At 46.0% G+C, this 23,729-nt stretch carries 23 protein-coding genes; 5 read left to right on the top strand and 18 right to left on the bottom strand.

Annotated elements, in window-relative coordinates; translation table 11 throughout:
* Window positions 1–3: 3 nt before the first annotated feature.
* A complete protein-coding gene (gene hemA, locus GPK60_RS11195) occupies window positions 4–1,272 on the bottom strand; it encodes a glutamyl-tRNA reductase (protein ID WP_215660111.1) in 1,269 nt (422 codons plus the stop codon).
* Between the two features lie 207 nt (window positions 1,273–1,479).
* On the opposite strand from hemA, the gene GPK60_RS11190 reads away from it, so the two are divergent.
* From GPK60_RS11190 to GPK60_RS11180, 3 genes are read left to right on the top strand one after another with little or no spacing between them, the layout of a single operon-like run.
* Entirely contained in the window at window positions 1,480–2,271 is a 792-nt protein-coding gene (locus GPK60_RS11190) for a sirohydrochlorin cobaltochelatase (protein WP_215660108.1), read from the top strand.
* 11 nt (window positions 2,272–2,282) lie between these two features.
* A complete protein-coding gene (gene cbiQ, locus GPK60_RS11185) occupies window positions 2,283–3,077 on the top strand; it encodes a cobalt ECF transporter T component CbiQ (protein WP_022119092.1) in 795 nt (264 codons plus the stop codon).
* Between the two features lie 19 nt (window positions 3,078–3,096).
* Complete coding sequence (locus GPK60_RS11180; RefSeq protein WP_215660105.1) at window positions 3,097–3,936, top strand: energy-coupling factor ABC transporter ATP-binding protein; 840 nt, start codon at window positions 3,097–3,099, stop codon at window positions 3,934–3,936.
* A gap of 45 nt (window positions 3,937–3,981) precedes the next feature.
* On the opposite strand, the gene GPK60_RS11175 is transcribed toward GPK60_RS11180, so the two are convergent.
* The 13 genes from GPK60_RS11175 to cbiD all read right to left on the bottom strand — a co-directional run bounded on the left by GPK60_RS11175 (window position 3,982) and on the right by cbiD (window position 17,371).
* The gene (locus tag GPK60_RS11175; RefSeq protein WP_173896578.1) at window positions 3,982–4,308 is read right to left on the bottom strand and encodes an energy-coupling factor ABC transporter substrate-binding protein; all 327 of its coding nucleotides are present in this window, start codon (window positions 4,306–4,308) and stop codon (window positions 3,982–3,984) included.
* Window positions 4,305–5,096, bottom strand: coding sequence for an energy-coupling factor ABC transporter permease (locus GPK60_RS11170; RefSeq protein WP_215660103.1), 792 nt, complete (start codon window positions 5,094–5,096; stop codon window positions 4,305–4,307). Before GPK60_RS11170 ends, GPK60_RS11175 begins: the two co-directional genes overlap by 4 nt.
* A 54-nt stretch (window positions 5,097–5,150) precedes the next feature.
* Complete coding sequence (locus tag GPK60_RS11165; RefSeq protein ID WP_173866126.1) at window positions 5,151–5,777, bottom strand: precorrin-8X methylmutase; 627 nt, start codon at window positions 5,775–5,777, stop codon at window positions 5,151–5,153.
* On the bottom strand, window positions 5,767–7,296 hold the full coding sequence (locus tag GPK60_RS11160) for a cobyric acid synthase (protein WP_022119097.1): 1,530 nt from the start codon (window positions 7,294–7,296) through the stop codon (window positions 5,767–5,769). The genes GPK60_RS11165 and GPK60_RS11160 overlap by 11 nt, the downstream gene beginning before the upstream one ends.
* Complete coding sequence (locus GPK60_RS11155; RefSeq protein ID WP_147632597.1) at window positions 7,284–8,372, bottom strand: threonine-phosphate decarboxylase; 1,089 nt, start codon at window positions 8,370–8,372, stop codon at window positions 7,284–7,286. Before GPK60_RS11155 ends, GPK60_RS11160 begins: the two co-directional genes overlap by 13 nt.
* A gap of 20 nt (window positions 8,373–8,392) precedes the next feature.
* Window positions 8,393–9,376 (bottom strand): adenosylcobinamide-phosphate synthase CbiB, encoded by a 984-nt coding sequence (cbiB, locus tag GPK60_RS11150; protein ID WP_173896577.1) that lies wholly within the window; start codon window positions 9,374–9,376, stop codon window positions 8,393–8,395.
* Window positions 9,373–10,794 carry a cobyrinate a,c-diamide synthase gene (locus GPK60_RS11145; RefSeq protein ID WP_215660100.1) on the bottom strand — a complete coding sequence of 474 codons (1,422 nt, stop codon included), beginning with the start codon at window positions 10,792–10,794 and terminating at the stop codon, window positions 9,373–9,375. Before GPK60_RS11145 ends, cbiB begins: the two co-directional genes overlap by 4 nt.
* Window positions 10,791–12,836 carry a precorrin-6A reductase gene (gene cobK, locus GPK60_RS11140; protein ID WP_215660097.1) on the bottom strand — a complete coding sequence of 682 codons (2,046 nt, stop codon included), beginning with the start codon at window positions 12,834–12,836 and terminating at the stop codon, window positions 10,791–10,793. The genes GPK60_RS11145 and cobK overlap by 4 nt, the downstream gene beginning before the upstream one ends.
* A complete protein-coding gene (cobJ, locus tag GPK60_RS11135; protein WP_276572168.1) occupies window positions 12,829–13,563 on the bottom strand; it encodes a precorrin-3B C(17)-methyltransferase in 735 nt (244 codons plus the stop codon). Before cobJ ends, cobK begins: the two co-directional genes overlap by 8 nt.
* Window positions 13,556–14,617 carry a cobalt-precorrin 5A hydrolase gene (locus tag GPK60_RS11130; protein ID WP_215660092.1) on the bottom strand — a complete coding sequence of 354 codons (1,062 nt, stop codon included), beginning with the start codon at window positions 14,615–14,617 and terminating at the stop codon, window positions 13,556–13,558. The genes cobJ and GPK60_RS11130 overlap by 8 nt, the downstream gene beginning before the upstream one ends.
* A 7-nt stretch (window positions 14,618–14,624) precedes the next feature.
* A complete protein-coding gene (gene cobM, locus GPK60_RS11125; protein WP_022119104.1) occupies window positions 14,625–15,389 on the bottom strand; it encodes a precorrin-4 C(11)-methyltransferase in 765 nt (254 codons plus the stop codon).
* Between the two features lies 1 nt (window position 15,390).
* A complete protein-coding gene (gene cobI / locus GPK60_RS11120) occupies window positions 15,391–16,077 on the bottom strand; it encodes a precorrin-2 C(20)-methyltransferase (RefSeq protein WP_215660090.1) in 687 nt (228 codons plus the stop codon).
* A 127-nt stretch (window positions 16,078–16,204) separates the two neighbouring features.
* The gene (gene cbiD / locus GPK60_RS11115) at window positions 16,205–17,371 is read right to left on the bottom strand and encodes a cobalt-precorrin-5B (C(1))-methyltransferase CbiD (RefSeq protein WP_215660088.1); all 1,167 of its coding nucleotides are present in this window, start codon (window positions 17,369–17,371) and stop codon (window positions 16,205–16,207) included.
* Window positions 17,372–17,643: 272 nt separating this feature from the next.
* Between cbiD and GPK60_RS11110 the strand changes: the two genes are divergently transcribed.
* Window positions 17,644–18,429, top strand: coding sequence for a hypothetical protein (locus tag GPK60_RS11110; RefSeq protein WP_173896571.1), 786 nt, complete (start codon window positions 17,644–17,646; stop codon window positions 18,427–18,429).
* Window positions 18,430–18,519: 90 nt separating this feature from the next.
* On the opposite strand, the gene ttdB is transcribed toward GPK60_RS11110, so the two are convergent.
* From ttdB to GPK60_RS11095, 3 genes are all read right to left on the bottom strand, one after another.
* Entirely contained in the window at window positions 18,520–19,146 is a 627-nt protein-coding gene (gene ttdB, locus GPK60_RS11105) for a L(+)-tartrate dehydratase subunit beta (RefSeq protein ID WP_022119108.1), read from the bottom strand.
* Complete coding sequence (ttdA, locus tag GPK60_RS11100; RefSeq protein WP_022119109.1) at window positions 19,146–20,045, bottom strand: L(+)-tartrate dehydratase subunit alpha; 900 nt, start codon at window positions 20,043–20,045, stop codon at window positions 19,146–19,148. The genes ttdB and ttdA overlap by 1 nt, the downstream gene beginning before the upstream one ends.
* Window positions 20,046–20,126: 81 nt before the next feature.
* The gene (locus tag GPK60_RS11095; protein ID WP_215660078.1) at window positions 20,127–21,392 is read right to left on the bottom strand and encodes an SLC13 family permease; all 1,266 of its coding nucleotides are present in this window, start codon (window positions 21,390–21,392) and stop codon (window positions 20,127–20,129) included.
* 306 nt (window positions 21,393–21,698) lie between these two features.
* Here GPK60_RS11095 and GPK60_RS11090 point away from each other — a divergent pair, with 306 nt between their 5' ends.
* Window positions 21,699–22,577: a LysR family transcriptional regulator gene (locus tag GPK60_RS11090; protein ID WP_173897985.1), complete on the top strand. Its 879-nt coding sequence runs from the start codon at window positions 21,699–21,701 to the stop codon at window positions 22,575–22,577.
* A 6-nt stretch (window positions 22,578–22,583) separates the two neighbouring features.
* Here the strand turns inward: GPK60_RS11090 and GPK60_RS11085 are convergent, their stop codons facing one another.
* Complete coding sequence (locus tag GPK60_RS11085) at window positions 22,584–23,573, bottom strand: guanosine polyphosphate pyrophosphohydrolase (RefSeq protein ID WP_173897992.1); 990 nt, start codon at window positions 23,571–23,573, stop codon at window positions 22,584–22,586.
* Window positions 23,574–23,729 lie beyond the last annotated feature (156 nt).

The following is a 23,729-nucleotide window of genomic DNA, read 5'->3' as shown; positions in this document are numbered from 1 at the left end:
TTTTTATTCTCCTTTTTCATTAAAGTCAAACGCATTTGAAACCTGGCACGCATAAATCTCTTCCAGTCCATCTATGCACTCCCGAAATGCTGCATCGCTGATCCGTCCCCGCAGTTCAAAAAGCATTTTGTTGGTCACTTTCTGTGCCGCTCGATGGATCTGTTTTTCCAGTGTTTCTTTTTCAGATACTTCCATTGGAAGCTGATGCAGGATTTTATACAGACGCAGATCCAGGTCTGTCGCAACTTCTTCTTTGATCTTTCCGATACGCGGTATCACATCAAGGCATCGATACCAGTTGCAAAATTCTTCCATCTGCTCTTTCAGAATGGATTCTGCCTCTCTGATTCCAGCCTTCATTTTCTCGCTCAAAACATCGACTTTGAAATAGTCGATATCATAAAAACGGATGTACATCAGTTTCTGCACCTCCGGATCAATATCACGCGGCACTGCCAGATCTACAAGGATCAGTTCATGATCCAGATCAACTGCCTGAAGTCCTTCTTTTGTGAGCGTATAATTCGGGCTTGCCGTGGCACTGACTACAAAATCACAGGAACTGATCAGACCCATGCGTTTTCCATAGTCAATACGCCTGCATCCCTGCGGAATCTGCACGACACCGCTGCGGTACTGACGCACGGTAACGGTCACATCCGCGCCTTCCTGCTGCAGAACGGTTGCGGCAAGTTTTCCCATCTCCCCGTTTCCGATGACCATACATTTTTTGCCTTTTACTTCCAGACCTTCCTGTCGAAGTGTCTGAAGTGCCCGGTGGATCACCGAATGATTGCCTGCGGAAAACGTCACATTTGTCCGCACTTTCTTGCCGGCAGTCACCGCCATGCGAAACAACACTTCCAGCACATTGTCCGCCGCATAATGCTCTCTTGCCGTCACAAGTGCTCCCTTTACCTGTGTCAGAATCTGATCTTCTCCTAAGATCCTGGATTCCAGTCCGCAGGCAAGACGGAACAGATGCTGCACGGCATCTTCTTCTTTTCGCTCCGTAAAATATTTCTGATACTCATCGTTATGGATTGCCCGTATCTTACACAGAAGTTCATAAAGGGCGATCACACACCCCTCTTCCGTGCTGACCCAGAGTTCCATACGGTTACAGGTCGATAACAGGACACAGCCACAGATTCCTTTTTCCTGTTTTATGATCTCCAATGCTTCCACTGTCTTTTTTTGGGTAAATGAAAAAATCGTCCGGATATCAATCGCAGCTACGCTGTGATCGATCCCTATCATTTGTATTGCCATAACGTTCTTCCTTTGAAAAATAGATTCTGTAAATATCCTGTCAATCATAGCACAATTCCCGACAAAAATCTACTTCCGGAATTGACTTTTGAGATAGCGGATGTTACACTTCTTTTACTCATACGATTTCGTTTTTTGATCTGCAGTTACTGCACAGTCTCAGAAAACTTTTCTGCTATGCTCAAAAAGAAAGGATTTATCAGATTTATGTGTACGAATCAATCAACAACCAAAGCTATCCTCGTTGTAAGCTTTGGCACCAGTTATCACGATACAAGAGAAAAAACCATTGACTGTATTGAACAGGATATCGCACAGACATTTCCTCATCACCATATTTACCGTGCCTGGACCAGCAAAATGATCCTTAAAAAGCTGAAACAGCGTGACGGTATACACATCGATAACGTACGAGAAGCCATGGAACGCATGCAGCGTGACGGCATTACCGATGTGACAGTTCAGCCAACCCATGTGATCAACGGCATTGAGAATGATCTTATGAAAGAGGATGTTCTCGCTTTTTCAGATTCCTTTTCCAGGATCACTTTCGGTGTCCCGCTGCTTACTTCCGAGCAGGACAGCCGTGAAGTCGTCAAGGTTCTGACTGATGCTTTTGGCGACATCCCAAAAGACGAGGCACTTGTTTTCATGGGACATGGAACACCGCATTATGCCAATGCGATCTATGCAGCACTGGATTACACCTTTAAAGATCTTGGTTACTACAATCTTTTTATGGGAACTGTAGAAGCTTACCCGTCCATGGACTCCCTGCTGCGTCTGGTCGGCAGTCTGAAGCCGTCCCGCGTCCATCTGGCTCCGTTTATGATCGTTGCCGGTGACCATGCACACAATGACCTGGCAGGAGACGATGCTGATTCCTGGAAATCCCAGTTTGAGCAGGCCGGTTATCCGGTTCTCTGTCATTTAAAAGGTCTTGGTGAATACGAAGGAATCCGCCAAATTTTCCTGCGGCATATCCGCGAAGCACAGTAAAGGAGTTTTTTATGCATATGCATCATCATAACACCGGAGGTATTGCTATTGATTCTTATGCCTGTAATTCCAGGCTTCGGCATATCAGTGCGGGATTCAAAGCCGGATTTTCCATGCTTCTGCTTCTGTTCTGTATTTTTGCAGACCATCCTGTTATCTCTGTTTTGTTGATCTTATTTGCTGCTTCCGTCACGGTTTTTCTTGGCGGTATTCCTTTGCATGATTATCTTTCCGTGCTCGGGATTCCCGTTTTTTTTGTGCTACTTGGCGGCATCGCCATCGCTGTCGATCTCTCTTTACAGCCGACTGGCGATTTTTACCTGAATCTGTTTTTTTGTTACCTTTGTGTCACGTATGCCGGCATTCTGAAAGCGTTTTTTTTGATGCTGAAAGTGTTCGGTGCTGTAAGCTGCATGTTCCTAATGACACTTTCCACACCGTCACACGAACTTTTCTCGGTTCTCCATAAGATTCACTGCCCTTCTCTTTTTACAGAACTGATGCATATGATCTACCGCTACATTTTTATTCTGCTGGAGGTACAACATAATATGCAGATTTCCGCGGAAGCAAGGCTTGGATTCTGCGATTTCAGAACCTCCTGTTATTCTTTCGGGCAGATTGCAGCCAATCTTTTTATCGTTGCACTGAAAAAAGCGAATGCCTATTATGATGCAATGGAAGCACGCTGCTATGATGGAACACTTTGTTTTCTGGAAGAGAAAAAGAAACTGCCCCTTCCGTACATCATAGCTTCCGGAACCTTTTTTCTGTTTCTTGTTGTTCTTTGGCTTTTCATAAGATGAATTTAAGATAGGAGATAATATGAAAGAATCCATTCTTGAAGTAAAAAATCTGCATTTTGCGTATGACGAACACCATACGGTTTTAGATGGGATCAGTCTTTCTGTCTTTGCAGGTGAGCGTATCGCCATACTTGGTTCCAACGGAGCCGGAAAATCTACATTTTTTCTGAACCTGAACGGAGTGCTCACTCCAGCCGAAGGCGAAATTTCATACCGCGGTACAAAAATCACCAGAAAAACACTGAAAAAACTGCGTCAGCATATCGGTATTGTCTTTCAGGATGCCGATAATCAGATCATTGCTTCTTCCGTTCTTGCTGAAGTCTCTTTTGGTCCTATGAACCTGAAGTTGCCTCGTTCGGAAGTCGAAGAACGTGTAAATACTGCGTTAAATTATATGAACATCTCACAATTTAAAGACCGCCCTCCCCATTATCTGAGCGGAGGTGAGAAAAAACGGGTATCGATTGCAGACATTATTGCCATGAAATCCGAAATTATTATTTTTGATGAACCAACTGCATCTTTAGATCCTCTGAATGCTGCCATGCTTGAAGAAGTCCTTGAAAAGTTAAGCCGGGAAGGAAAGACACTTCTGCTCTCCACGCACGACGTGGATTTTGCCTACCGCTTTGCAGACCGTATTCTTGTTTTTGACAACGGCCGCATACTTGCCGACGGCACGCCGCTTGAAGTTTTTAAGAATATTTCCGTCTTAAAACAGGCTAATCTGAAACGCCCGCTTTTGCTGGATGTCTGCGAAGATCTGGCTGCACATGGATTTTTTCCGAAAGGATCTTTTTATCCCAGGGATTTTTCAGAATTTCATACATATCTTGCACAGAGAAATTCTTTTTAATAAAAACTGCCGCACAGTTTGAATCCGTACGGCAGTTTTGTTTTCTTATTTTTTTTCTTCCTCTTTATCTTCCCATTTTTTCCGTTCATAAAATCTTCCCATCAGAAATGCGATCACACCAACTCCGATCCCGGTCTGTACACAGAAGATCAGACTTTCAATTTCTCCAGGCAGTTCACTTCCTGTAAGACTTTCTATAACCGGAGTAAACCATGGTTCATAAGCTTCTCCTTTGATTTCTTCTACCATAACACTGCCCGCATCATCGGAACCGCCAAATTCTGCTCCTTTTTTTGCAAAGAACGGAACAACTGCGAGCAGCACAGCTACAACTAACAGAAGAAGGATTGTTTTTTTATTCTTCGCACTCATTCTTTTTCCTCCTCGATCTCAAAATCAATCGCTTTTAGTTCACTTTTTGCAAAACTCTCCAGTGCGATCACAACAACAACGGTAAGAATTCCTTCGATCACTGCCAGCGGAAGCTGTGTCGGTGCAAATATACCGAGAAATTTTACAGCAGATGCTGTTACCCCACCCTGTGCAGACGGATAGGCAAGTGCAAGCTGCACACTGGTTACGCAATAGGTAAACAGATCTCCAAGTGATGCGGCAAGAAAAACCGTGATACGGCGGTTGATCCTGGTTTTTGAAAGTCCCTTATAAATCAGCCAGGACAGGATCGGACCTGCAATCGCCATGGAAAAACAGTTTGCTCCAAGTGTTGTCAGTCCACCATGGGCGAGCAACACTGCCTGGAAGATCAGAACAATGATTCCAAGTACACTCACTGCACATGGTCCAAACAGGATTGCACCAAGACCGGTTCCTGTCATATGGGAACAGCTTCCGGTCACAGAAGGGATTTTCAGGGATGACAGCACAAATACAAAAGCTCCTGCCATTGCGATCAGTGTAATGGATCTGCGGTTTTCCTGCACTCTCCTGTTCAGCGATCGAAATCCAAATACTAAAAACGGCAAACAGACAATGCCCCATGCAATACAAAATGCCGGAGGCAGATATCCTTCCATAATATGCATGGCATTTGCTGTCGGTGCCACAGCCAGAATAGCTGCCGCTGCATAAACAGCCTTTGCAAGCCACGATATCTTCTGATTTTTAATTTTTTCTGTGTTATTTTTTCTTTGCTTCTTCATTTTGTTTTCCTGTTCCTTTTCTTTTTTCTTAAAAAACGTCTGCAAATGACTCTGTCACATATTATAAAGCAGTGCATTACAGATGCAGGCTGCGATGTTGCTGCCTCCTTTGCGTCCTCTTGCTACAATATACGGCACATCTGCCTGCATGATCAGTTCTTTTGACTGTACGACGTTGACAAAGCCGACCGGAACACCGATCACAAGTTCTGGTTTTAACTTTTTCTCTTCGATCAGCTCATAAAGCCGGATCAGGGCAGTCGGTGCATTGCCGATTGCAAAAATCAGCGGTCTGTTCATGGCTGCCGCCTTGTCCATACAGGCAGTTGCTCTTGTCGTCCCGTTTTTCTTTGCTGTCTCTGCCACATCTTCATCTGACATAAAGCAGAAGACTTCTCCGCCGTATGCTGCCAGTTTTTTCTTATTGATTCCGGATTTTGCCATCTGCGTATCGGTCACAATGCAGGCTCCGTTTCGGATCGCTTCTTTTGCTTTTTCAACAACACCTTCGGAAAAACAGAGATTATCTGCATAATCAAAATCTGCACTAGTATGAATGCAGCGTTTGATGATCGGTTCTTGTTCTTCCGGAAAGGTTCTCTCCCCAAGTTCTTCTGTGATCAGTTCAAAACTGCGTTTTTCAATTTCCCGCGGAAGTACATTTTCCAGTTCAATCTTCATCATCTGTCCCCTCTTCCATAATTTCATAAATACGCGAAATATCCATATGTTTGCGAAGTGCATCTGCAAGAATATTGTACTGGATTTCTTTGAATTTTGCAAAATCCACGCCTGCGATCTGTGTCATATCCAGTCCTTTGGCTTCTCCGATGGCTGTTACGATCGCTTTTACTACTTCTTCTTTTTCAAAAATTCCATGTACATATGTTCCATAAACATTTCCATGACAGACGCCATCTGCTTTTGCCGCACCTTTCTCTTCTCCGGCAAAGCTTGTGATTTCCGTAAAAGCAGCTGTCTGTTCTCCCAATGTCGTGCTGCCCATATGGATTTCATAACCTTCCATTTCCATATCACTTAGATTTTGCAATATTCCGCCAACCTTTTTGAATCTTCCGGTTACTCTTGTCCTGGTCTTTTTCTCGGTAAATACCGTGTCCGTATCCAAAAGCCCGATGCCTTTCATCTCACCTCCGGCCTCCACGCCATGCGGATCTTTTAAGGTTTTTCCAAGCATCTGATAACCACCGCAGATCCCGAAAATGATCTTTCCCTCTGCCGTCGCTTTGCAGATGGCATTTTCCAGTCCGCTCTGCCTCAGCCATTTTAAATCTTCCATGGTATTTTTTGTTCCCGGAAGCAGGATCATATCCGGATTTTTCAGTTCGGAAACGGAAGTCACATAACGCAGTGAGACACCCTCCATGCTTTCAAACGGATTGAAATCGGTAAAATTGGAAATCCGCGGGAGGCGGATCACTGCAAGATCGATCGCAGCCACTTCCTGGTTCCCGCAGAAACGTTCGGTCAGGCTGTCCTCGTCCTCCACTTCAATGTGCAGATACGGCGTAACTCCGACTACCGGAATCCCCACACGCTCTTCCAGCATTTCAATGCCCGGATCGAGAATGCTTTTATCCCCGCGAAATTTGTTGATGATAAGACCTTTGATGCGAGCACGCTCTTCTTTTTCAAGCAACTCCACCGTTCCGACCAGCTGTGCAAATACGCCGCCGCGGTCAATATCTCCGACCAGAAGCACCGGTGCATGTGCCATCTTTGCCATGCCCATATTTACAATGTCCTCGGATTTCAGGTTGATTTCTGCCGGACTTCCCGCACCTTCGATCACAATGATATCGTATTCTTCTGATAACTTATGAAAAGCCTTCAGGATATCCGGCACCAGTTTCTTTTTATAACGGAAATAATCTCTCGCACTCATCGTCCCAAGCACTTCTCCGTTTACGATCACCTGCGATCCGACATCGTTTGTCGGTTTTAAAAGAATCGGATTCATATAAACACTTGGTTTGATGCCGGCTGCCTCTGCCTGCATGACCTGTGCACGCCCCATCTCCAGACCTTCTTCGGTGATAAAGGAGTTCAGTGCCATATTTTGTGATTTAAAAGGAGCTACTTTGTAGCCATCCTGTGCAAAAATGCGGCAAAGCCCGGCTGCCAGCAGACTTTTTCCTGCATTTGACATCGTTCCTTGTACCATGATTACTTTCGCCATCCGTATATCGCCCCACTTTCTTTTTGTTTCTCCCGGATAATATCCTGAAATATTTTAATCAGCTGATCGTTCTCTTCTCTTGTCCGCACTGCAATGCGGAAATACCCTTTTGAAAGCCCCCGGTAATTGCTGCAGTCGCGGATCAGAAGCCCTCTTTTTTGGCACTGCTCTTCCAGATCTTCCGGGCCTTTGAAAAACAGATAATTTGCCTGAGAATCAAATGTCTCCATCTCCAGAAGATGCAGTGCCCTTGCCAGGTATTTGCGTTCTTCCCGGATCAGCCAGCGTGTATTATGTACGTAAGTATCTTCCGAAAGTGCCGCAATGCCTGCCTCCTGTGCCGGTATGGAAACGCTCCATGGCTGTATGACATCCCGGATTTTTTCCATAAGATCTGCATCTGCACTTAAACCATAGCCAAGACGCAGCCCCGGTATGGCATAAATTTTCGTAAAGGCATCCACAAGAAACAGATGCGGAAAACGCTCCAGAAACGTTCGCATGCTGTAACTGTCCGGTGCCATCAGAAATTCGTGGAAACATTCATCCAGCAAAAAATGTATCCCATACTTTTCACATTTCTCTGCGATCCGCACCAGAAGTGGCTGCTGTATCAGAACACCGGTAGGATTGTTTGGATTGCACAAAATAATCATATCCAGATCATCTGAAAGTGCTTCCAGATAAGCAAGATCCAGTGCATAGCCCTTCTCTTCCCCCAAAGGATAATAAAAAATCTCGCATCCGACTGCCGAAAGTGCAGCCTCATACTCCGCAAATCCCGGCTCCAGAAGCAGTGCTTTTTTCGGTTTTAAGGCCGCTGCAAAAGCATAGAGCAGCTCAGACGCACCATTTGTACAGATCACCTGCTCTTCTTTTACATATTCATGTTCTGCGATCGCATGGCAGAGCTTCCGGCACTGTACATCCGGATAATTTACAATCTGTTCCATGCTCCGATAAACCGCCTCAATTACAGAAGAGGGCGGTCCGAGTGGATTGATATTTGCGGAATAATCCAGAGTGCAGGCCTCTGAATAAATATCTCCGCCATGTTTGTGACGCTTGTTGTTCATGGTATGTTCCCTTCCTGGCATCATAACAATGTGAGTATGTTAAAGCTGCAATAAAGAAGCATAACAACGATAAGAAGCAGCCCTGCAGACGCATACATCAGCCTGTTTGCTCTTCTGATATCCTCACATTCCACGGGACGCAGTGCATCTCCGATCGTTTTCTTTTTATATAAAGTTCCAAAATACCAGGCATCTCCGGCAAGCTGCACGCCGAGTGCCCCTGCCATGGCTGCCTCCGTCTGTGCCGAATTCGGGCTGGCATGGTTATAGCGGTCTCGTTTGAAGATCTTCCAGGCATTTTTTGCTGACAGACCGGTAAGTCCTGCTGCCGCCACCATAAAAAGAGCAGACAGTCTTGCCGGAATGTAATTGAGTACATCGTCCACCTTTGCTGCAAAACGACCGAAATACAGATATTTCTCATTCTTATATCCGACCATAGAATCCATCGTGTTGACTGCCTTATAAAAAGCTCCGAGTACAGGCCCGCCAACTGCCAGATACAGAAGCGGTGCCATCACTCCATCTGAGGCATTTTCTGCCACTGTCTCTACTGCTGCTTTTGTTACACCTTCTGCCGTCAGCTGATCCGTATCTCTGCCAACAATCATGGAAACAGCACGGCGTGCTGCCTTTAAATCTTCTTTTTTCAGTTCTCTATAAACCTTCATACTCTCATCTTTCAGAGATTTTGCCGCCAGCATCCAGTAGCAGAACAATGCCATCACAGCCAGATGCAGATACGGATGGATTTTTCCGGCCAGATACAGCACAGCTGCCACCGCTCCGGCTGTTACGCTGCAGACGATCACTGACAGAAATACACCGGCTGTTTTTTCGCCCTGTCCTGTCTTTGGAAAAACCGCCCGAAGCCCTTTTTCCGTAACGGAGATCAGATTGCCGACCAGCCGGATCGGATGATAAAAGCAGTGCGGATCACCGATCAACAGATCAAGAAACACACCGAGCAAAAGTGCCATCATCCCTTCTCTTCCATATATCATGATACTTTTTCCCTTTCCAGTTTTTTTGCCATACAATTTTCCAGGAACCGAAATGCGAACATCGGATTGGAATAATAATATAGGTGCGGAAATCCCATCAGACTGCCATCTTTTGCATAACTGCAGCTCCAGCTTCTTTTCCCGGCCGGTTTTTTTGCCAGACAGGCACTTCCCGGATCGGTGCTGTCAAAATAGTGGAATTCATGGGCACGCACCGGAAATCCCTGCTGCCATATGTTTCTTGCCTCTGCCTGTTCTTCGTTCAGATCCAGTGTGATATATCCAAATCTTCCCAGCTTTTCGGTGCGGTACGCAACTGCGTTTATCACGCCTGCCATCGGATATGTCTTTCCTTCCATGTCCTGCATTTCCTGATGAAGGTACATAAAACCGCCGCACTCTGCCAGGATCGGAATCGCTTTTTTTTCACAGGAGCGGATCGATGCAAGCATTTCGCTGTTTTCGGAAAGCCCTGCTGCAAACAATTCCGGATAACCTCCCGGCAACAAAAGTCCATCTGCGTTTTCCGGCACTTTCGCATTATGGAGCGGCGAAAAGAATGTGATCTCTGCCCCCAGTTCTTCCAAAAGCTTCAGGTTGTCTTCATACAGAAAGCAGAATGCCTCATCTTTTGCCACTGCGATCTGTGGTCTCTGAGTGCGTATCTTCTGAACGTGCGGATCTGCAAAAAGCTGTTTCAGGGATTTCGGCATATCGTCCTCCATCTCTTTCGCACCTTCCGCCATCTGCAAAATGCTTTCAATATCCAGCGTTTTCTCCAGAATATCCGCCAGACGCTGCATCTGCTCTCTTAAATCGCTGATCTCGTCCGGGAGTACCAGCCCGAGATGACGACTCTCCAGATGCCAGTCTGCAATTTTCGGGACATATCCAAACACACAGATTCCCAGTTCCGATTCGATCTTCGGTGTCAGCATGCGGCAGGTCATCTCAGAAGTCTGATTTAAGATCACGCCTTTTATTTTACTGTCTTTCTGATAATCCAGAAAGCCTTTGATCTGGGCAAGGATGGACAGGCTCATGCCTTTGGCATTGACGATCAGAATGACCGGCGTGTCGGTGACCCTGGCAAGATCATAGGAACTTGCCTTTGTGCGGATGCCGCCAAGTCCGTCGTAATAGCCCATCACACCCTCGATCACGGAAAGATCGGTCTGCTGTGCCGTTTTTGCAAACAGACAGCGTGTCATCTCTTCTCCGGTAAAAAAAGTATCCAGATTCCTGGAGATGGTACCGAGCACTTTTGTGTGAAACATCGGATCAATGTAATCCGGTCCGCATTTAAAGGAAGAGACACGATATCCTCTGTTTTTTAATATTTGCAATATCCCGCAGGTGATCATCGTCTTTCCGCTTCCGCTTGACGGTGCTGCAAGCATAAATCTTGGCTGTTTCATGCTGTTTCACCTCCTGTGCAGGAGAAAATATAAACCGGATTCTGCCCCATCATCATCTCATAAGAGCCCAGTTTCTTTCCCTTTGCCACCGATACCTGTGCGATATCCACATCGGTAAACGCCATGCTCTTCAGGCACTGCATCGCTTCTGCTACCGTCTCCAGGGCAATCGCATTGATGACAACACGCACCCTTGGGTTCTGTTCCAGCAAAACTTCCAGGATTTCTTTTAAATTTCCAGAAGAACCTCCTATAAAAGCATGTGTCGGTGCCGGCAGCCCCTCTAATGCCTCCGGAGCCAATCCTTTGATGATCTCAAGATTGTCTGTTCCGAATTTTCGTTTATTCTGCTCCAGCAGATCAATGGCTTCGTCTTTCTTTTCAATCGCATAGACAACGCCGTCTTTTGCAAGACTTGCCGCCTCAATGGAAACCGAACCGGTTCCGGCTCCGACATCCCAGACAACAGCATCTTTGTGCAGTCTTAATTTTGACAGCGAAATGCTCCGCACTTCGCTTTTTGTCATCGGGACTTTCCCACGCAGAAACAGATCGTCATCCAGTCCGTGACCAATGCGTTTTTTCACATCCGGATTGCAGATCAAAAGCACACTAAGCGGTGCAAAATCCTCTTTCATAAGGCTTTCTGCTGTTCCCTGTACGATCCGCTCCTGTTCATAGGACAGATCAGTCCCGACTGCAACCTTCACATCGCCAAGACCATATTCTTTCAGTTTACAGCAGATTTTTGGAATTCCGTCTTTTTCACCACATAATACAAATACTTTCTCATAATATTTGACTGCATCGATCAGATTCTGTTTTCTGCCATGCAGGCTCAAAAGATGGACATCCTCCCAGGAAACGCCCAGTTTTCCGCAGAAATAGACCACCGAAGAAATGCCGCTGACCGGGTAAATTTCCATCTGTTCCAGTCCTTCCGTGCGTTCAATCGCATCGTACAGTTTTTTTGCTCCGCTGTAAAAACCGATATCTCCGGATAAGAGTACCGCTGCCGTCTCATACTGCGGATGTTCTGCCAGATAAGCGGCAATCTCGTACGGTTTATAAGATTCAAAGACTGCCTTTCCTTCTGTTTTCACGGATTGCAGCATTCTTCTGGCACCGATCAGAAGATCCGCCGACTGACAGATCTGTTCCGCCTCCACGGTGCGGTTCTTTTCATTTCCCATGCCAATCCCGACCAGATACAGCTGTCGTTTCGGACAAATGCCAAGCCGTTTACCAAGAAGGCTTCGGATCTGTCCTTCATCACATATTGCATATAAATTTTCTTCCTTTTGATCTTCCTCAATTTCTTCGGATCGCTCCCCCGGTCGTTTTATAACGACCAGCTTTGCTCCTGCTTTTTTTGCCGCACGCAACTTTTCCAGAAAACCTCCGGCTTTTCCGGATTCTTTTGTCACCATCCATGAAGCCTGTGCCTGCCTGAGCATCGCCACATTCAGATCTTCCGTAAACGGTCCCTGCATACAGATCAGATTCTTCCCGGAAAATCCCAGCATGGCACACTCCGATACTGCCTCCGGGGTGGAAAGCACTCTTGCCACCACCCGGTCCTGATAATCCGGGATCACCTGATAGGCAGAAAGCTCTTTGCTTCCGGTCGCCGCAAAGATCCGCCCCTCTTTTTTTGCAAGAAAAGCTGCCGCTTCTGCCACGCTTGCAACTTCTGTGACATCCTCCATTTCCTGTTTCCAGGAAGCGTCCGTCTCTTTTCTCGCAAGACGGATGTACTCTGTTCCCGTCCGGCTGCATGCCCTGCGGATATTTTGGGATACGATCACCGCATACGGATGCGTTGCATCTATGACCAGCGTGATCTGCTGCTTTTGGATCTGCTGCTCCATCTCTGTTTCGTCCAGTCTTCCGGCGTGGACATGAAGATACTTCCCTTCTTCTAAGAGCGTCTCTCCATACTGCGTTGCCACACAGACTTCCGTCGGTATCTGATTTTTCTCCAGAAATTCTGCCAGATTTCGCCCTTCTGTCGTCCCGGCAAACAATAAAATCTTATCCATGGATATAACCTCTTGGTGTGACCATTTTCCCATTCAGCATTTTGGTCTGAGAATTTCCGATATAAACCGTTGTAAACATATCCACCCTGGTATCCCGCAGCTCTTTTAACGTCATCACACGAAACGTTTCTCCCTCACGCCCGATATTGGAAACCGTTCCGCACACGGTATCCGGATCTTTGCTTCTCATCATCAGATCACAGGCCTTCTGCAGATAGTCGTGACGTTTTTTGCTGGATGGATTGTAAAGGCAAATCACAAAATCCGCTTCGCTTGCACAGAGCAGACGTTTTTCAATCTTTTCCCACGGTGTCAACAGATCACTTAAACTGATCACTGCGAAATCGTGGATCAATGGTGCTCCAAGCACAGCTGCCCCGCCATTTGCCGCCGTCACACCCGGGATCACTTCCACTTCCACATACGGATACTCCTGACCGATCTCCAGCATCAGACCTGACATGCCATAGACTCCGGCATCGCCGCTGCAGATCATCGCAACGGTATAACCTTTGTTTGCTTCTTCAAATGCCAGACGGCAGCGTTCGATCTCTTTTTTCATCGGCGTTGTCAGGAAACGTTTGTTTGCAAAATGTTCCTTTACAAGCTCCACATAAACGGTATAGCCCACGATCACATCACACCTGCGAAGTGCTTCTGCCGCCCGCATCGTCATCTGCTCATAAGCTCCTGGTCCAATTCCTACCACATATATCTTATTATCCAAAATCCACACTCCAATCTTTGAGAGCCAGTGCGACGGTCACGCCGTTTGCCGCCCGCTTTTTCAGAAGCAGCTCTGCACCGCCTCCTGCAAGAATGGCACTTCGTTCACAGACACAGTCCACACCGGTTGTCTCTTTTACAAATGCTGATGCCGTGAAATCTCCTTCGAGATCCATCAGTTCTTCTTTCGTATAAGTATAAAATGGAATCGCATGCTTTTCACAGAACGCAAGGATTCCCGCTTCTTCTTTTTTCAGATCAATGCTGGCTGCCGCAAAAATGCTGTGTATCGACACATGACAGCTTTGCAGTGCTTTTAAAACTTCCTGCTCGACCGTCTCCTGCGGTGTGCCTTTTTTGCAGCCGATTCCAAGGCTTACGATCCGTGGGATCAGGTGCAGCGTCACGGCAAACGGGTTCTTTTCTTCGTTCAAGGAAAGCACCATACCGCAGTTTCCCTCAAATCGCTCTCCATCCGCAAGTCTTTGCAGTTCGCATGGGATTTCGCCTGTCACCGGAAATTCACTGAAAAATCCGACCGGCTCTTCATCGAGCACCGCCGCAGAGACTGCTTTTGCCGCTTTCAGATCTGAGATCCACAGATTCTGCTTTTTTGCAAACACATCGACCGCAAAACGTCCGTTGATATCGGTTGCTGTCGTAATGACCGGAATCGCACCGGTCAGATTTGCGAGCACCGCTGTCAGCTCATTTGCCCCGCCCAGATGCCCGGAAAGCAGGGAAATCGCAAAAATCCCCCTCTCATCGAGAACAACAACGGCCGGATCTTTGTCTTTTCCCTGAAGATAAGGTGCTATGCTCCGCACCGCAATGCCGCACGCACCGATAAAAAGCAAAGCATCCATGCTTTGGAACATTTTTTCTGTCCACGCTTTTGCGGAAACCTTCAGTGGAAACAGATGATATTTTCCTGCATATTTTTCCGCTGCATAGGACTCGCATACATATCCGGAACGCTCCAGCATTTCCCGCAGCCGCTCATTTAACTGACTGCCATGCTCCGTAAAACTGACGATCCCAAGTTTCTGTCCCATTTTCCTGTCATCTCTCTTTCGTTGCCTGACGAAATTCTGTTGTAAAGGCCGGATTGTAAAGCTCCGAACGTTCATAATGGCTGTGCGTTACCGCATCTCCGATGATCATCAGTGCAGTCTTCGTGATGTTGTTTTCTTCTGCTGCCTTTGCTAATGTTCCTACGGTGCAGATCACCGCTTTCTCATCTTCCCAGGTTGCTTTATAGACAATCGCTGCCGGCGTATTTTCCGAATAACCTCCTGCAATCAGACGCTTGGATAATTTTTCTGCCATACCAGTGCTTAAAAAGATTACCATCGTTGCCTGATGTGCCGCAAAAGAAGCGATCTCTTCTTTTTCCGGCACCGGTGTACGGCCTGCCATGCGTGTAATGATCACGCTCTGTGATACACCCGGAAGCGTGTATTCCATATTTAAAGCAGAGGCTGCCCCACAGAAGGAACTGACACCTGGGCAATAGTCATAAGAAATATTTTCTGCATCCAGTACATCCATCTGCTCACGGATTGCACCGTAAATGCACGGATCTCCGGTATGCAGACGCACCGTCGTCTGTCCGTCTTTTTCTGCCTGACGCATCACATCCAATACTTCCTCCAGCGTCATCTTTGCACTGTCATAAATCTTGCACGCCTCTTTTGCATAATTTAAAAGCTCCGGATTGACCAGAGAACCGGCATAAATGATCACGTCCGCTTCTTCCAGAAATTTCCTGCCTCGAACAGTGATCAGATCTGCCGCTCCGGAACCGGCTCCGACAAAATGTATCATTTTAATTCTCCTTTACAATAATAAGCGAATAATATCCGGCATTTTCCGGAATCTCATCCACCGTTTGATAGATTTTTTCATTTTCCATACCGCAGTTTTCGATCATCATCGCCTGCATACCGGCTTTTTTCAGAAGCTCTTTCACCTGTCCGATCTTTCTTCCTGCTTTCATCAGGACTTTTGTTCCGGGCAATTTCAGGGCATCTTCGATCTGATAGGATGCCGGTATCACATGAAGCTCTTCTGCCTTTTCTACAAGACCGATATTGAGCTTTGCCGCTACTGCACAAAATGAAGTGATCCCGCTTGTCAGTTCCGTCCTGTAACCACGCTGTGCAATCCGTTTATGTACATAAAGATAAGTGGAATACACAGTCGGATCTCCAAGTGTTAAAAATACTACATTCTGTCCTTTTTGCAGACACTCCTCCACGCGGTCTGCCGCCTCTTCATGACTTTTTTTCAACAATTCCCTGTCTTTTGTCATCGGCATCGGCAGTTCCAGAAACGTTTTCTGTTTTAATTCTTCTACTGTCTGCACGGCGATCTGGTATGCCACGGTTTCTTCTGCTTTTTCTCCGGGCAGGGCAATGATCTCATTGTCACGGATCAGTTCCGCCGCCCGGAAGGTCATCAGTTTCGGATCTCCCGGTCCGATCCCGACGCCATATAAGGTACCTGTATTCATTGTTGCGTATACTCCTTCTGTTTTTCCATTTAATACGTTTTCAGTGTTCAGCGTGTCAATAAGTCTAAAGTGCTCATTTGTTTAAGCACAATCACACTTTCATCTTCTGACACTTAATCATATTATTTTATAAGTCATATTTGAATTTTTCGGCAAGTTTTTCGGCTCCTTTTGTCTCACCAAGATAGCCAAAACGGTTGGAAAAGAGGATCGCCTCTGTCTGGATTGCACCCTCTACCCGGTGCTGCATATACTGATGCACCTTTTCTGCCATCTGCTCCATCACCGCATCCTGAAGTCCGTGCATCCTGATAATCTCCATGGCTTCTTCTGTAGTGATGGTCTCAAGGATCGCTTTTGCCGTCTCAAGATCAGCTCCGGATCGCAGGGCATGTGCACACATCAGCTCTGCCCTTGCATCTGAATGTCTGGAATGCGTGTTCATAATGCCACCGGAAACCTTGACGAATTTCCCGATGTGTGCCACAAACAGCACGCCCAGAAATCCTAATTCCACTGCCATATCCAGCGTCTCACCGACATAATTGCTGCACTTCATCGAGCTTTCCACATCAAGCTTTGTGTTTTCTTTCACAAAATCGGCACCGTAATTACCAGGTGTCAGAAGCAGATACTTGGCACCGTTTTTTCGCTTCATCTCCATCTCCAGACGGATGCTGGCAATCAGAGCCTTTTCACTCATCGGCACGACAATTCCGCTTGTGCCAAGCACCGACAAGCCACCTTCGATCCCAAGTCTTGGATTGAACGTTTTTTTTGCCACTTCTTCGCCGCCCGGTATGGAAATGCAGACCTGTATTCCTTCTGTATACTCACACATTTCGCATACTTCACGCACTGCTTCCGTGATCATCTCTCTGGGAACACGGTTGATCGCTGCCGCTCCGACCGACTGCTCAAGCCCCGGCTTTGTGATCCGCCCGACACCTTTTCCGCCGTCAATAAAAACCTGCTCCTCTTTTGTTTTTCCGCATTTTGATACGACTGCATAAACCAGCAACCCATCTGTCGCATCCGGATCGTCTCCGCCATCTTTCCGGATCGCACAGGAAGCCTGCTGTTCATCAAAGCAGACATCCAGCGGCATCAGATGTAATAAAATGCCGCGTGGCGTCAGAAGATCGATTTTTTCAATCTTTTTCTGTGACAGAAGCATCCAGGTTGCCGCTTTTGCCGCTGCTGCTGCACAGGATCCGGTTGTATAGCCATATCTGAGCTTTTTACTGCCTTTTGTCACGAAATAACCTTCCAGTCCATTCTTCTGTTCTGCCACTGCATTTCCTCCTTCTTAATGCCGTTTCCGACATACTTTGCAGTAAATAATTATAAACTTTTGCTTATATCATGTCAACGTTTACAGTCCCTGCACGCATGCAAAATTTCCTCACATCACTTTTTTCTGTCATGAAAAAGCAGGATCCATTCCGGTAAAATACAGGTAGCACTGGATTTTTCAGAAAAAACGTACTACAATGGCGTTGCGGTACATAAATTCAGGAATGCCTCCGGCATTCTTGCCCTGCTATTTTGAAAGAAGGTGTTTGTATGACTCGTTACTATGTCTCTCACTATTTTGATTTTAAGAATATCGGCATTTTTCTGCTGGTTTCGCTGATCGGACTGATCGCCGTGCTTGCCATCGTACTGTTCACGGCCAAACTTCAGGTTCACAGGCGGCTGAACTATGAAGGGCTGGATGAATGCGATGTGGCAGAGATCACAAGAAGACACCGGTTCCGTGAGATCGGCATGATTGAAAGCTTTTACGAAATGACATTCTCCAGTACCTCGGTTCTTCTGTTTCTTTCCCTTTACTATATCATTGACGCAAGGATCCCTCAGGCATTTTTCTACTGGAGTAAATATCAGGATTTTATCCTGTTGCTTTTTCTGATCCTGTCAGTATTTTTCACCGGATGGCTGGATCGTTTTTTAGTTCCGCTTGAGTATCTGCCGCCGGATCAGAAATCTTCCGTAAGACTGGTGTCGTCCTTTTATATTATTTTAATTCTTATGTACATAAAATTTATTTACGACGATTCCAACTACGACGCCCTGATCCTGTATTTTGTTTCTCTGGCGATCGGCCGATTCGTCTACTTTGATTTTACGGCAGAAGATTTTATAAGCACCATTTCAAAACTGTTGAAAAATCTCTACCTGCTGATCCTGATGGGCTGCTATTCCGGCTTTGTCTGCTGGTTTGGCTTCCACGTCGGTTTTCTGCTGACTTCAAACGGCGTGATCGTCAGCACACTGCTCGCCCATCTGTTTATGGATGCCTCGATCTTTGTACTCGACAGAACCCGTCTGATCCGGTTTGTCCTCTGAAAAAAACAGATATCACAAAAGACACAAAAAGATCCCCTGTAAAGAGCATGGCATTAAACTCTTTGCAGGGGATTTCCGTTCTCTGTTATTTTATTTGATGAAGCCGACGTGTTTGCAGATCTCTTCGATCGCTTTGTCTTTTCTTTCGTTGAACAGCACTTTGTTTTCCTCAAACAGGTTGCGTCCTTCGGTATCGATCGATACGATCAGCGGGCCAAATTCTTTTACACGGCAGTGCCACAGAGTTTCCGGCATACCAAGGTCACGCCACTGTGCATCGACGATCTCTTCTACTTCCATGGCCGCTACTACTGCATTTCCGGCCGGGAATACGCAGTGGATCGCTTTGAAATTCTTGCAGGCATATTCCGTGTTCGGTCCCATGCCACCTTTGCCGATGATCACTTTGACACCGGTCTGTTCCACAAATTCTTTTTCGAATTTTTCCATTCGCATACTGGTAGTCGGTCCTACGGACACCATCTCGAATTTATCGTTCTCCAACGGACGGATGATCGGACCTGCGTGGAAGATCGCCGCATCTCTTACGTCAACCGGAAGTTCTCTTCCTTCTTCTACCAGTCGTCTGTGTGCCACGTCACGGCAAGTTGTCATGCTTCCATTGAGATATACAATATCTCCGATATGGATATCCTTAAGATCTTCTGCAGATATCGGTGTTGTTAGAATCTTTTTTCCATCTTTCATTTCCAGCATTATAATGTCACCCCCGAATGTGTTGTGATTGTATAGTTCAGATCTTTATCAAAAATAATATGACCGCGTCTGTGTGACCAGCATCCTACGTTGACGGCAACACCGATCGTGGACGGATGTCTTGCTGTATTCTCGATATGTACGCCCATAACGGAGTAATTTCCGCCCATACCCTGTGGTCCGAGACCGATCGCATTGATGCCGTCTTCCAGCAGTTTTTCCATATAAGCGGCACGTTCGTTCTCATTGTGGCTGCCAAGCGGACGCATCAGTGCTTTCTTGGAAAGCAGAGCTGCGGTTTCCACGGACGTTGCCACACCGACACCGACCAGAAGCGGCGGACATGCATTTAAACCATAGGAAGTCATTACATCCATCACAAATTTTGTCACACCTTCGTATCCGGCTCCCGGCATCAGTACCATGGCTTTTCCCGGAAGCGTACAGCCGCCGCCTGCCATGTAAGTATAAATTTCACATTTGTCACTGTCCGGAACGATGTCCCAGAAGACTGTCGGTGTTCCTTTTCCGACATTTTTTCCGGTATTGTACTCATCAAACGTCTCTACGCTGTTGTGGCGAAGCGGTGCTTCAAACGTTGCACGCACTACGGCTTCTTTTAAAAGTGCCTCAAGCTCTCCGATCAGCGGAAAGTTTGTTCCGCATTTCACCCAGAACTGCAGTACTCCCGTATCCTGGCAGCTTGGTCTGTTCAGTTCTTTTGCCAGGTTCTGATTTTTTTTCATTGTCTGATAGATCACTTTTGAGAGAGGGCTGTCCTCTTTTTCTGCAAGCTCATCCAGCTTTGCGATAATGTCATCCGGCAGCATTTTTCCGATATAGGCAACAAAGTTTGCCATATACTGTGTCAGCTGCTCTACTTGTTCTTTTTTGCTCATCTTTTTGCCTCCTGTGGTCAGATTTTATATTTTAAATTTCCTGTAGCCTTAAAATGATTTTGCACATCCTGCTGATCTTCCTTATGGGAAAAACGGAAATGCAATCGGTAAAATAATCATGCTGATGATCGTTGCAATTATGATCAGTGGGAATCCTGCTTTTACATAATCCATAAAGCGATATCCGCCTGCTCCTACGACCATGGTATTTGCCGGCATGCCGATCGGTGTGGCATAAGCACAGGAACCGCCGATCACACATGCCATCAGTACTGCTCTCGGGTCCGCCCCCATTCCTTCCGCAATGGAAAGACAGATTGTAACCATCAGTGCCGTTGTCGCCGTGTTTGACATGAAATTTGTCATCACACAGCAGAGAATAAATACAACAAATGTCAGTATGTATGGCGACAGATGACTTCCCAGTGCCCCGATCACCGTGTTGGCGATCGTTTCACCCGCTCCGGTCTCTGCCAGTGCAGATGCCAGCGAAAGCGTTCCTCCAAACAGGAAGATCGTTTTCAGATCAATGGATTTCAATGCTTCTTTTTCAGAAATGACACCCGTCAGAATCAGGATCAGTGCCCCGATACATCCGGAAATGGAAAGCTTGATGCCGATCTTCTTCTCGAAGATCATCGCCAGCAGTGTAAGTACCAGTACGATCAGTGATAACCACTGTTTCCATGCCGGAACGTCACTGAAATCTTTGGCGGTATCAAACCCTCTCTCCTCTGTCACATCATGATCCGGAAGCAGACGGTAACCAATGGTTGCATAGAACAGGATGCCGATGATCAGGATCGGAAGTCCGACGATCGCATACTCAAAAAATCCGAATTCCATGTTGATCTCTTCCAGTGCACTCTGGGCGATCAGATTGCCCGGTGCCCCGATCAGAGAAAGGTTGCCGCCCATCGCCGCTGCAAAGACCAGCGGCATCAGAAGGCGTGATCTTTTGTATCCGGATCTGGCAGCAATCCCGATGACAACCGGGATCAGCACCGCTGCTGTTCCGGTATTGGAAAGCACACCGCTCATAAATCCGACGATGACCATAATGGCTACGATCAGCATCCGTTCTGTCTTCGCAAATTTTGTTACGATCCCGCCGATCTTGTTCGCCATCCCTGTCTCAAACAGGGCACCTCCTACAATAAACATTGCCACAAATAAAATGACATTGCTGTCGATGAAGCCCGCAAAGGCTGTTTTGATATCCAGGACTCCTGTTACAACCAGCCCGATACAGACGATCATCGATGTTACCCCCAGCGGTATTTTTTCCAGTACAAACATGATTACCGCAAACAGGAGGAACAATAATGTGATCGTTGTTGCACTCATTTGTATTACCCCCCATTTTCTGTTTTGCTTTTTGTTTTGCTGTTTTCGCTTTACCACCGGTGGTTTTCTTTGATGGTGCCAGTATAGCACTTGTATTTTTCGCTGTACATTTACGAAAATAAATGCACGCATAAAAAATATTTATAAAAAACCGGATTTTTCGTCAACTCGTTTAAAAAATATGCTATAATAGCCTATAAAATAGGGGTTGTTTTTGTGAATTATGTCCGAATACTGCCTGAAAAGATGTGCATATTTTTTTGTGCATCCAATATATCCAGAATATCAAGAAAGGATTGCTGTCAAATGAAAATGATACAGTTAGAATATTTCTGTGCCGTCTGTCAGTACCACAGCATCACACAGGCCGCCCAGAAGCTTTATGTCACCCAGCCTGCCATATCCAACGCGATCAAAGAACTGGAGAAAGAATACTCCATCAATCTTTTTATCCGATCAAAAAATCATATGTCCCTGACAAAAGAAGGGGAGATTTTTTATCAGAAGGCAAATCATTTGCTTACACAGTTCCGCCAGACCACATCCGAACTTTATGATCTCGGAAAACAGAAACCGTCCCTTCGCATCGGGATCCCGCCTCTGCTCAGCACTATATTTTTTCCGGATCTGCTTCTTTTCTTTCGCAGAGAATATCCGGATATTCCGGTCATTTTGTCCGAATACGGCTCCATGCGTGCCGCCGACCTGGTTCAGGAAGAGGTGCTGGATCTGGCACTGGTCAATATGCATTTTTACAATATTGATAAGATGAATACCCTGCGGATGCAGCAAGATCACATTGTCTTTTGCGTATCAAAAGAACATCCTCTTGCAAAAGAAAAAGAAGTGACGGTTGAAATGCTGAAAGAAGAACCTCTGATCCTTTACAATACCGATTCTGTGCTGAACAAAACACTGCTGGCCCTGTTCGAAAATGCCGGTCTGAAGCCAAATATCCTGCTTTATGCCAGTCAGCTTTACACGATCCGTTCCTTCGTCCTTAATAATCTCGGCGGTGCTTTTCTTTATTCTTCTCTATTAAAAAACGACCGCAATCTCGTAAAGATCCCGGTCGTCCCGCTGATTTATCAGGATATTGGACTTGTATGGAAAAAGGGCAAATATTTAAACAACAGCGTTGAGGCTTTTCTTTCTTTTGCCGGAACACAGGTAAAAGATTCCTGATGTCTTTTAATCGATCAGATCATTCTGGAAACGTGACAGGTGCTCATACGGCAGGATCAGTCTGCCATGGTACAGTCCGCATCCATCGTTGATCAGGCTCTTGCTCATCGCCGTGAACATATTAACGTCTATTTTTGTCAGATCCAGATTCAGAAGCTTCATGCCTCTTTCATATGCTTCGTCAAAATAAATGCATTCACCTTTCGGGATCGTGTCTCGCTGGATACGTTCCTTTTCTTGGCGTTTTTCGTATTCCAGATGGTTCGCCGGTCCGATCTCGGCAATATCATCCATCCGCTTGGTACGCAGCTGCAGTTCCATATAGCTTCTGGAACTGTTGTCGTAAAATGTAATATGAAGGGACTGATATCCATTGTGGCTTTTGTTGCATACATAATCGCGATAATACGGCTTTACATCGTCATTTAAGAGTGAGGAAGTGCTCAGTTTGACTCCTTTTGCATCTTCTGCATCAAAGCCACGCTCTTCAAGAAATCCCGGCAGAGCATTGGCGATCTCATAGAGGCACTTCAGCTCCTCCGTTTCCAGATCTTCTCCCTGTTTCAGGTGACATTTCGGCATACAGATCACGATGCGGTATGCGATAAAATCACGAAAACAGCTCAGGCGGCTCTTAAGCTTGTTCACTGACGGGTACTTACCGTATTTTGTATAGTAGTCATAAATATAAGAGACAATATAACCGTTGAATTTTTCTTCTGCACGGATCAGCGATTTGATCCTTCCTTTAAAAGTAAAAGCAAGGTACGGATACTGTTTTGCCATATATTTATAAAATTCCCGGATTTGCTGTGACTGAGCAGTCAGGAAATCATTGTGCTCCAGCAGTCCCTTAATCAGAATCAGAAAATTGCTGTGTGCCATGTCAATCTCATTGTGACTTTTTCTTGCCTCTTTTCGCAGTGCATCGGTATACTGCTGCAGAATACGGAAGATCGTATCTCCGGAATATAAATAGTCATTTAAAGTAATCATTTGTTTCTCCTGAATGTTAAAAAGTTACTTTGTAACGAAGCAATTCACAGGCATCTTCTGGTGTCTGGTAATGTGCTTTGGCATTTTAATTTTATTCTAACAGAATTTTTTCATCCGGTCAAAGAAATTCGCTTGTCAGGAAGAAGAACAGGGCGT

Source organism: Ruminococcus sp. MCC718, assembly GCF_018783905.1.
Taxonomy (GTDB): Bacteria; Bacillota; Clostridia; order Lachnospirales; family Lachnospiraceae; genus Hominisplanchenecus; species Hominisplanchenecus faecis.
This window is presented reverse-complemented; position numbering and strand designations above follow the sequence as displayed.

Coding starts and splice junctions, on each gene's coding strand:
- hemA (WP_215660111.1), bottom strand. CDS start 1,272: ATGGCAATACAAATGATAGGGATCGATCACAGCGTAGCTGCGATTGAT.
- GPK60_RS11190 (WP_215660108.1), top strand. CDS start 1,480: ATGTGTACGAATCAATCAACAACCAAAGCTATCCTCGTTGTAAGCTTT.
- cbiQ (WP_022119092.1), top strand. CDS start 2,283: ATGCATATGCATCATCATAACACCGGAGGTATTGCTATTGATTCTTAT.
- GPK60_RS11180 (WP_215660105.1), top strand. CDS start 3,097: ATGAAAGAATCCATTCTTGAAGTAAAAAATCTGCATTTTGCGTATGAC.
- GPK60_RS11175 (WP_173896578.1), bottom strand. CDS start 4,308: ATGAGTGCGAAGAATAAAAAAACAATCCTTCTTCTGTTAGTTGTAGCT.
- GPK60_RS11170 (WP_215660103.1), bottom strand. CDS start 5,096: ATGAAGAAGCAAAGAAAAAATAACACAGAAAAAATTAAAAATCAGAAG.
- GPK60_RS11165 (WP_173866126.1), bottom strand. CDS start 5,777: ATGAAGATTGAACTGGAAAATGTACTTCCGCGGGAAATTGAAAAACGC.
- GPK60_RS11160 (WP_022119097.1), bottom strand. CDS start 7,296: ATGGCGAAAGTAATCATGGTACAAGGAACGATGTCAAATGCAGGAAAA.
- GPK60_RS11155 (WP_147632597.1), bottom strand. CDS start 8,372: ATGAACAACAAGCGTCACAAACATGGCGGAGATATTTATTCAGAGGCC.
- cbiB (WP_173896577.1), bottom strand. CDS start 9,376: ATGATATATGGAAGAGAAGGGATGATGGCACTTTTGCTCGGTGTGTTT.
- GPK60_RS11145 (WP_215660100.1), bottom strand. CDS start 10,794: ATGAAACAGCCAAGATTTATGCTTGCAGCACCGTCAAGCGGAAGCGGA.
- cobK (WP_215660097.1), bottom strand. CDS start 12,836: ATGGATAAGATTTTATTGTTTGCCGGGACGACAGAAGGGCGAAATCTG.
- GPK60_RS11130 (WP_215660092.1), bottom strand. CDS start 14,617: ATGGGACAGAAACTTGGGATCGTCAGTTTTACGGAGCATGGCAGTCAG.
- cobM (WP_022119104.1), bottom strand. CDS start 15,389: ATGATACATTTTGTCGGAGCCGGTTCCGGAGCGGCAGATCTGATCACT.
- cobI (WP_215660090.1), bottom strand. CDS start 16,077: ATGAATACAGGTACCTTATATGGCGTCGGGATCGGACCGGGAGATCCG.
- GPK60_RS11110 (WP_173896571.1), top strand. CDS start 17,644: ATGACTCGTTACTATGTCTCTCACTATTTTGATTTTAAGAATATCGGC.
- ttdB (WP_022119108.1), bottom strand. CDS start 19,146: ATGCTGGAAATGAAAGATGGAAAAAAGATTCTAACAACACCGATATCT.
- ttdA (WP_022119109.1), bottom strand. CDS start 20,045: ATGAGCAAAAAAGAACAAGTAGAGCAGCTGACACAGTATATGGCAAAC.
- GPK60_RS11095 (WP_215660078.1), bottom strand. CDS start 21,392: ATGAGTGCAACAACGATCACATTATTGTTCCTCCTGTTTGCGGTAATC.
- GPK60_RS11090 (WP_173897985.1), top strand. CDS start 21,699: ATGAAAATGATACAGTTAGAATATTTCTGTGCCGTCTGTCAGTACCAC.
- GPK60_RS11085 (WP_173897992.1), bottom strand. CDS start 23,573: ATGATTACTTTAAATGACTATTTATATTCCGGAGATACGATCTTCCGT.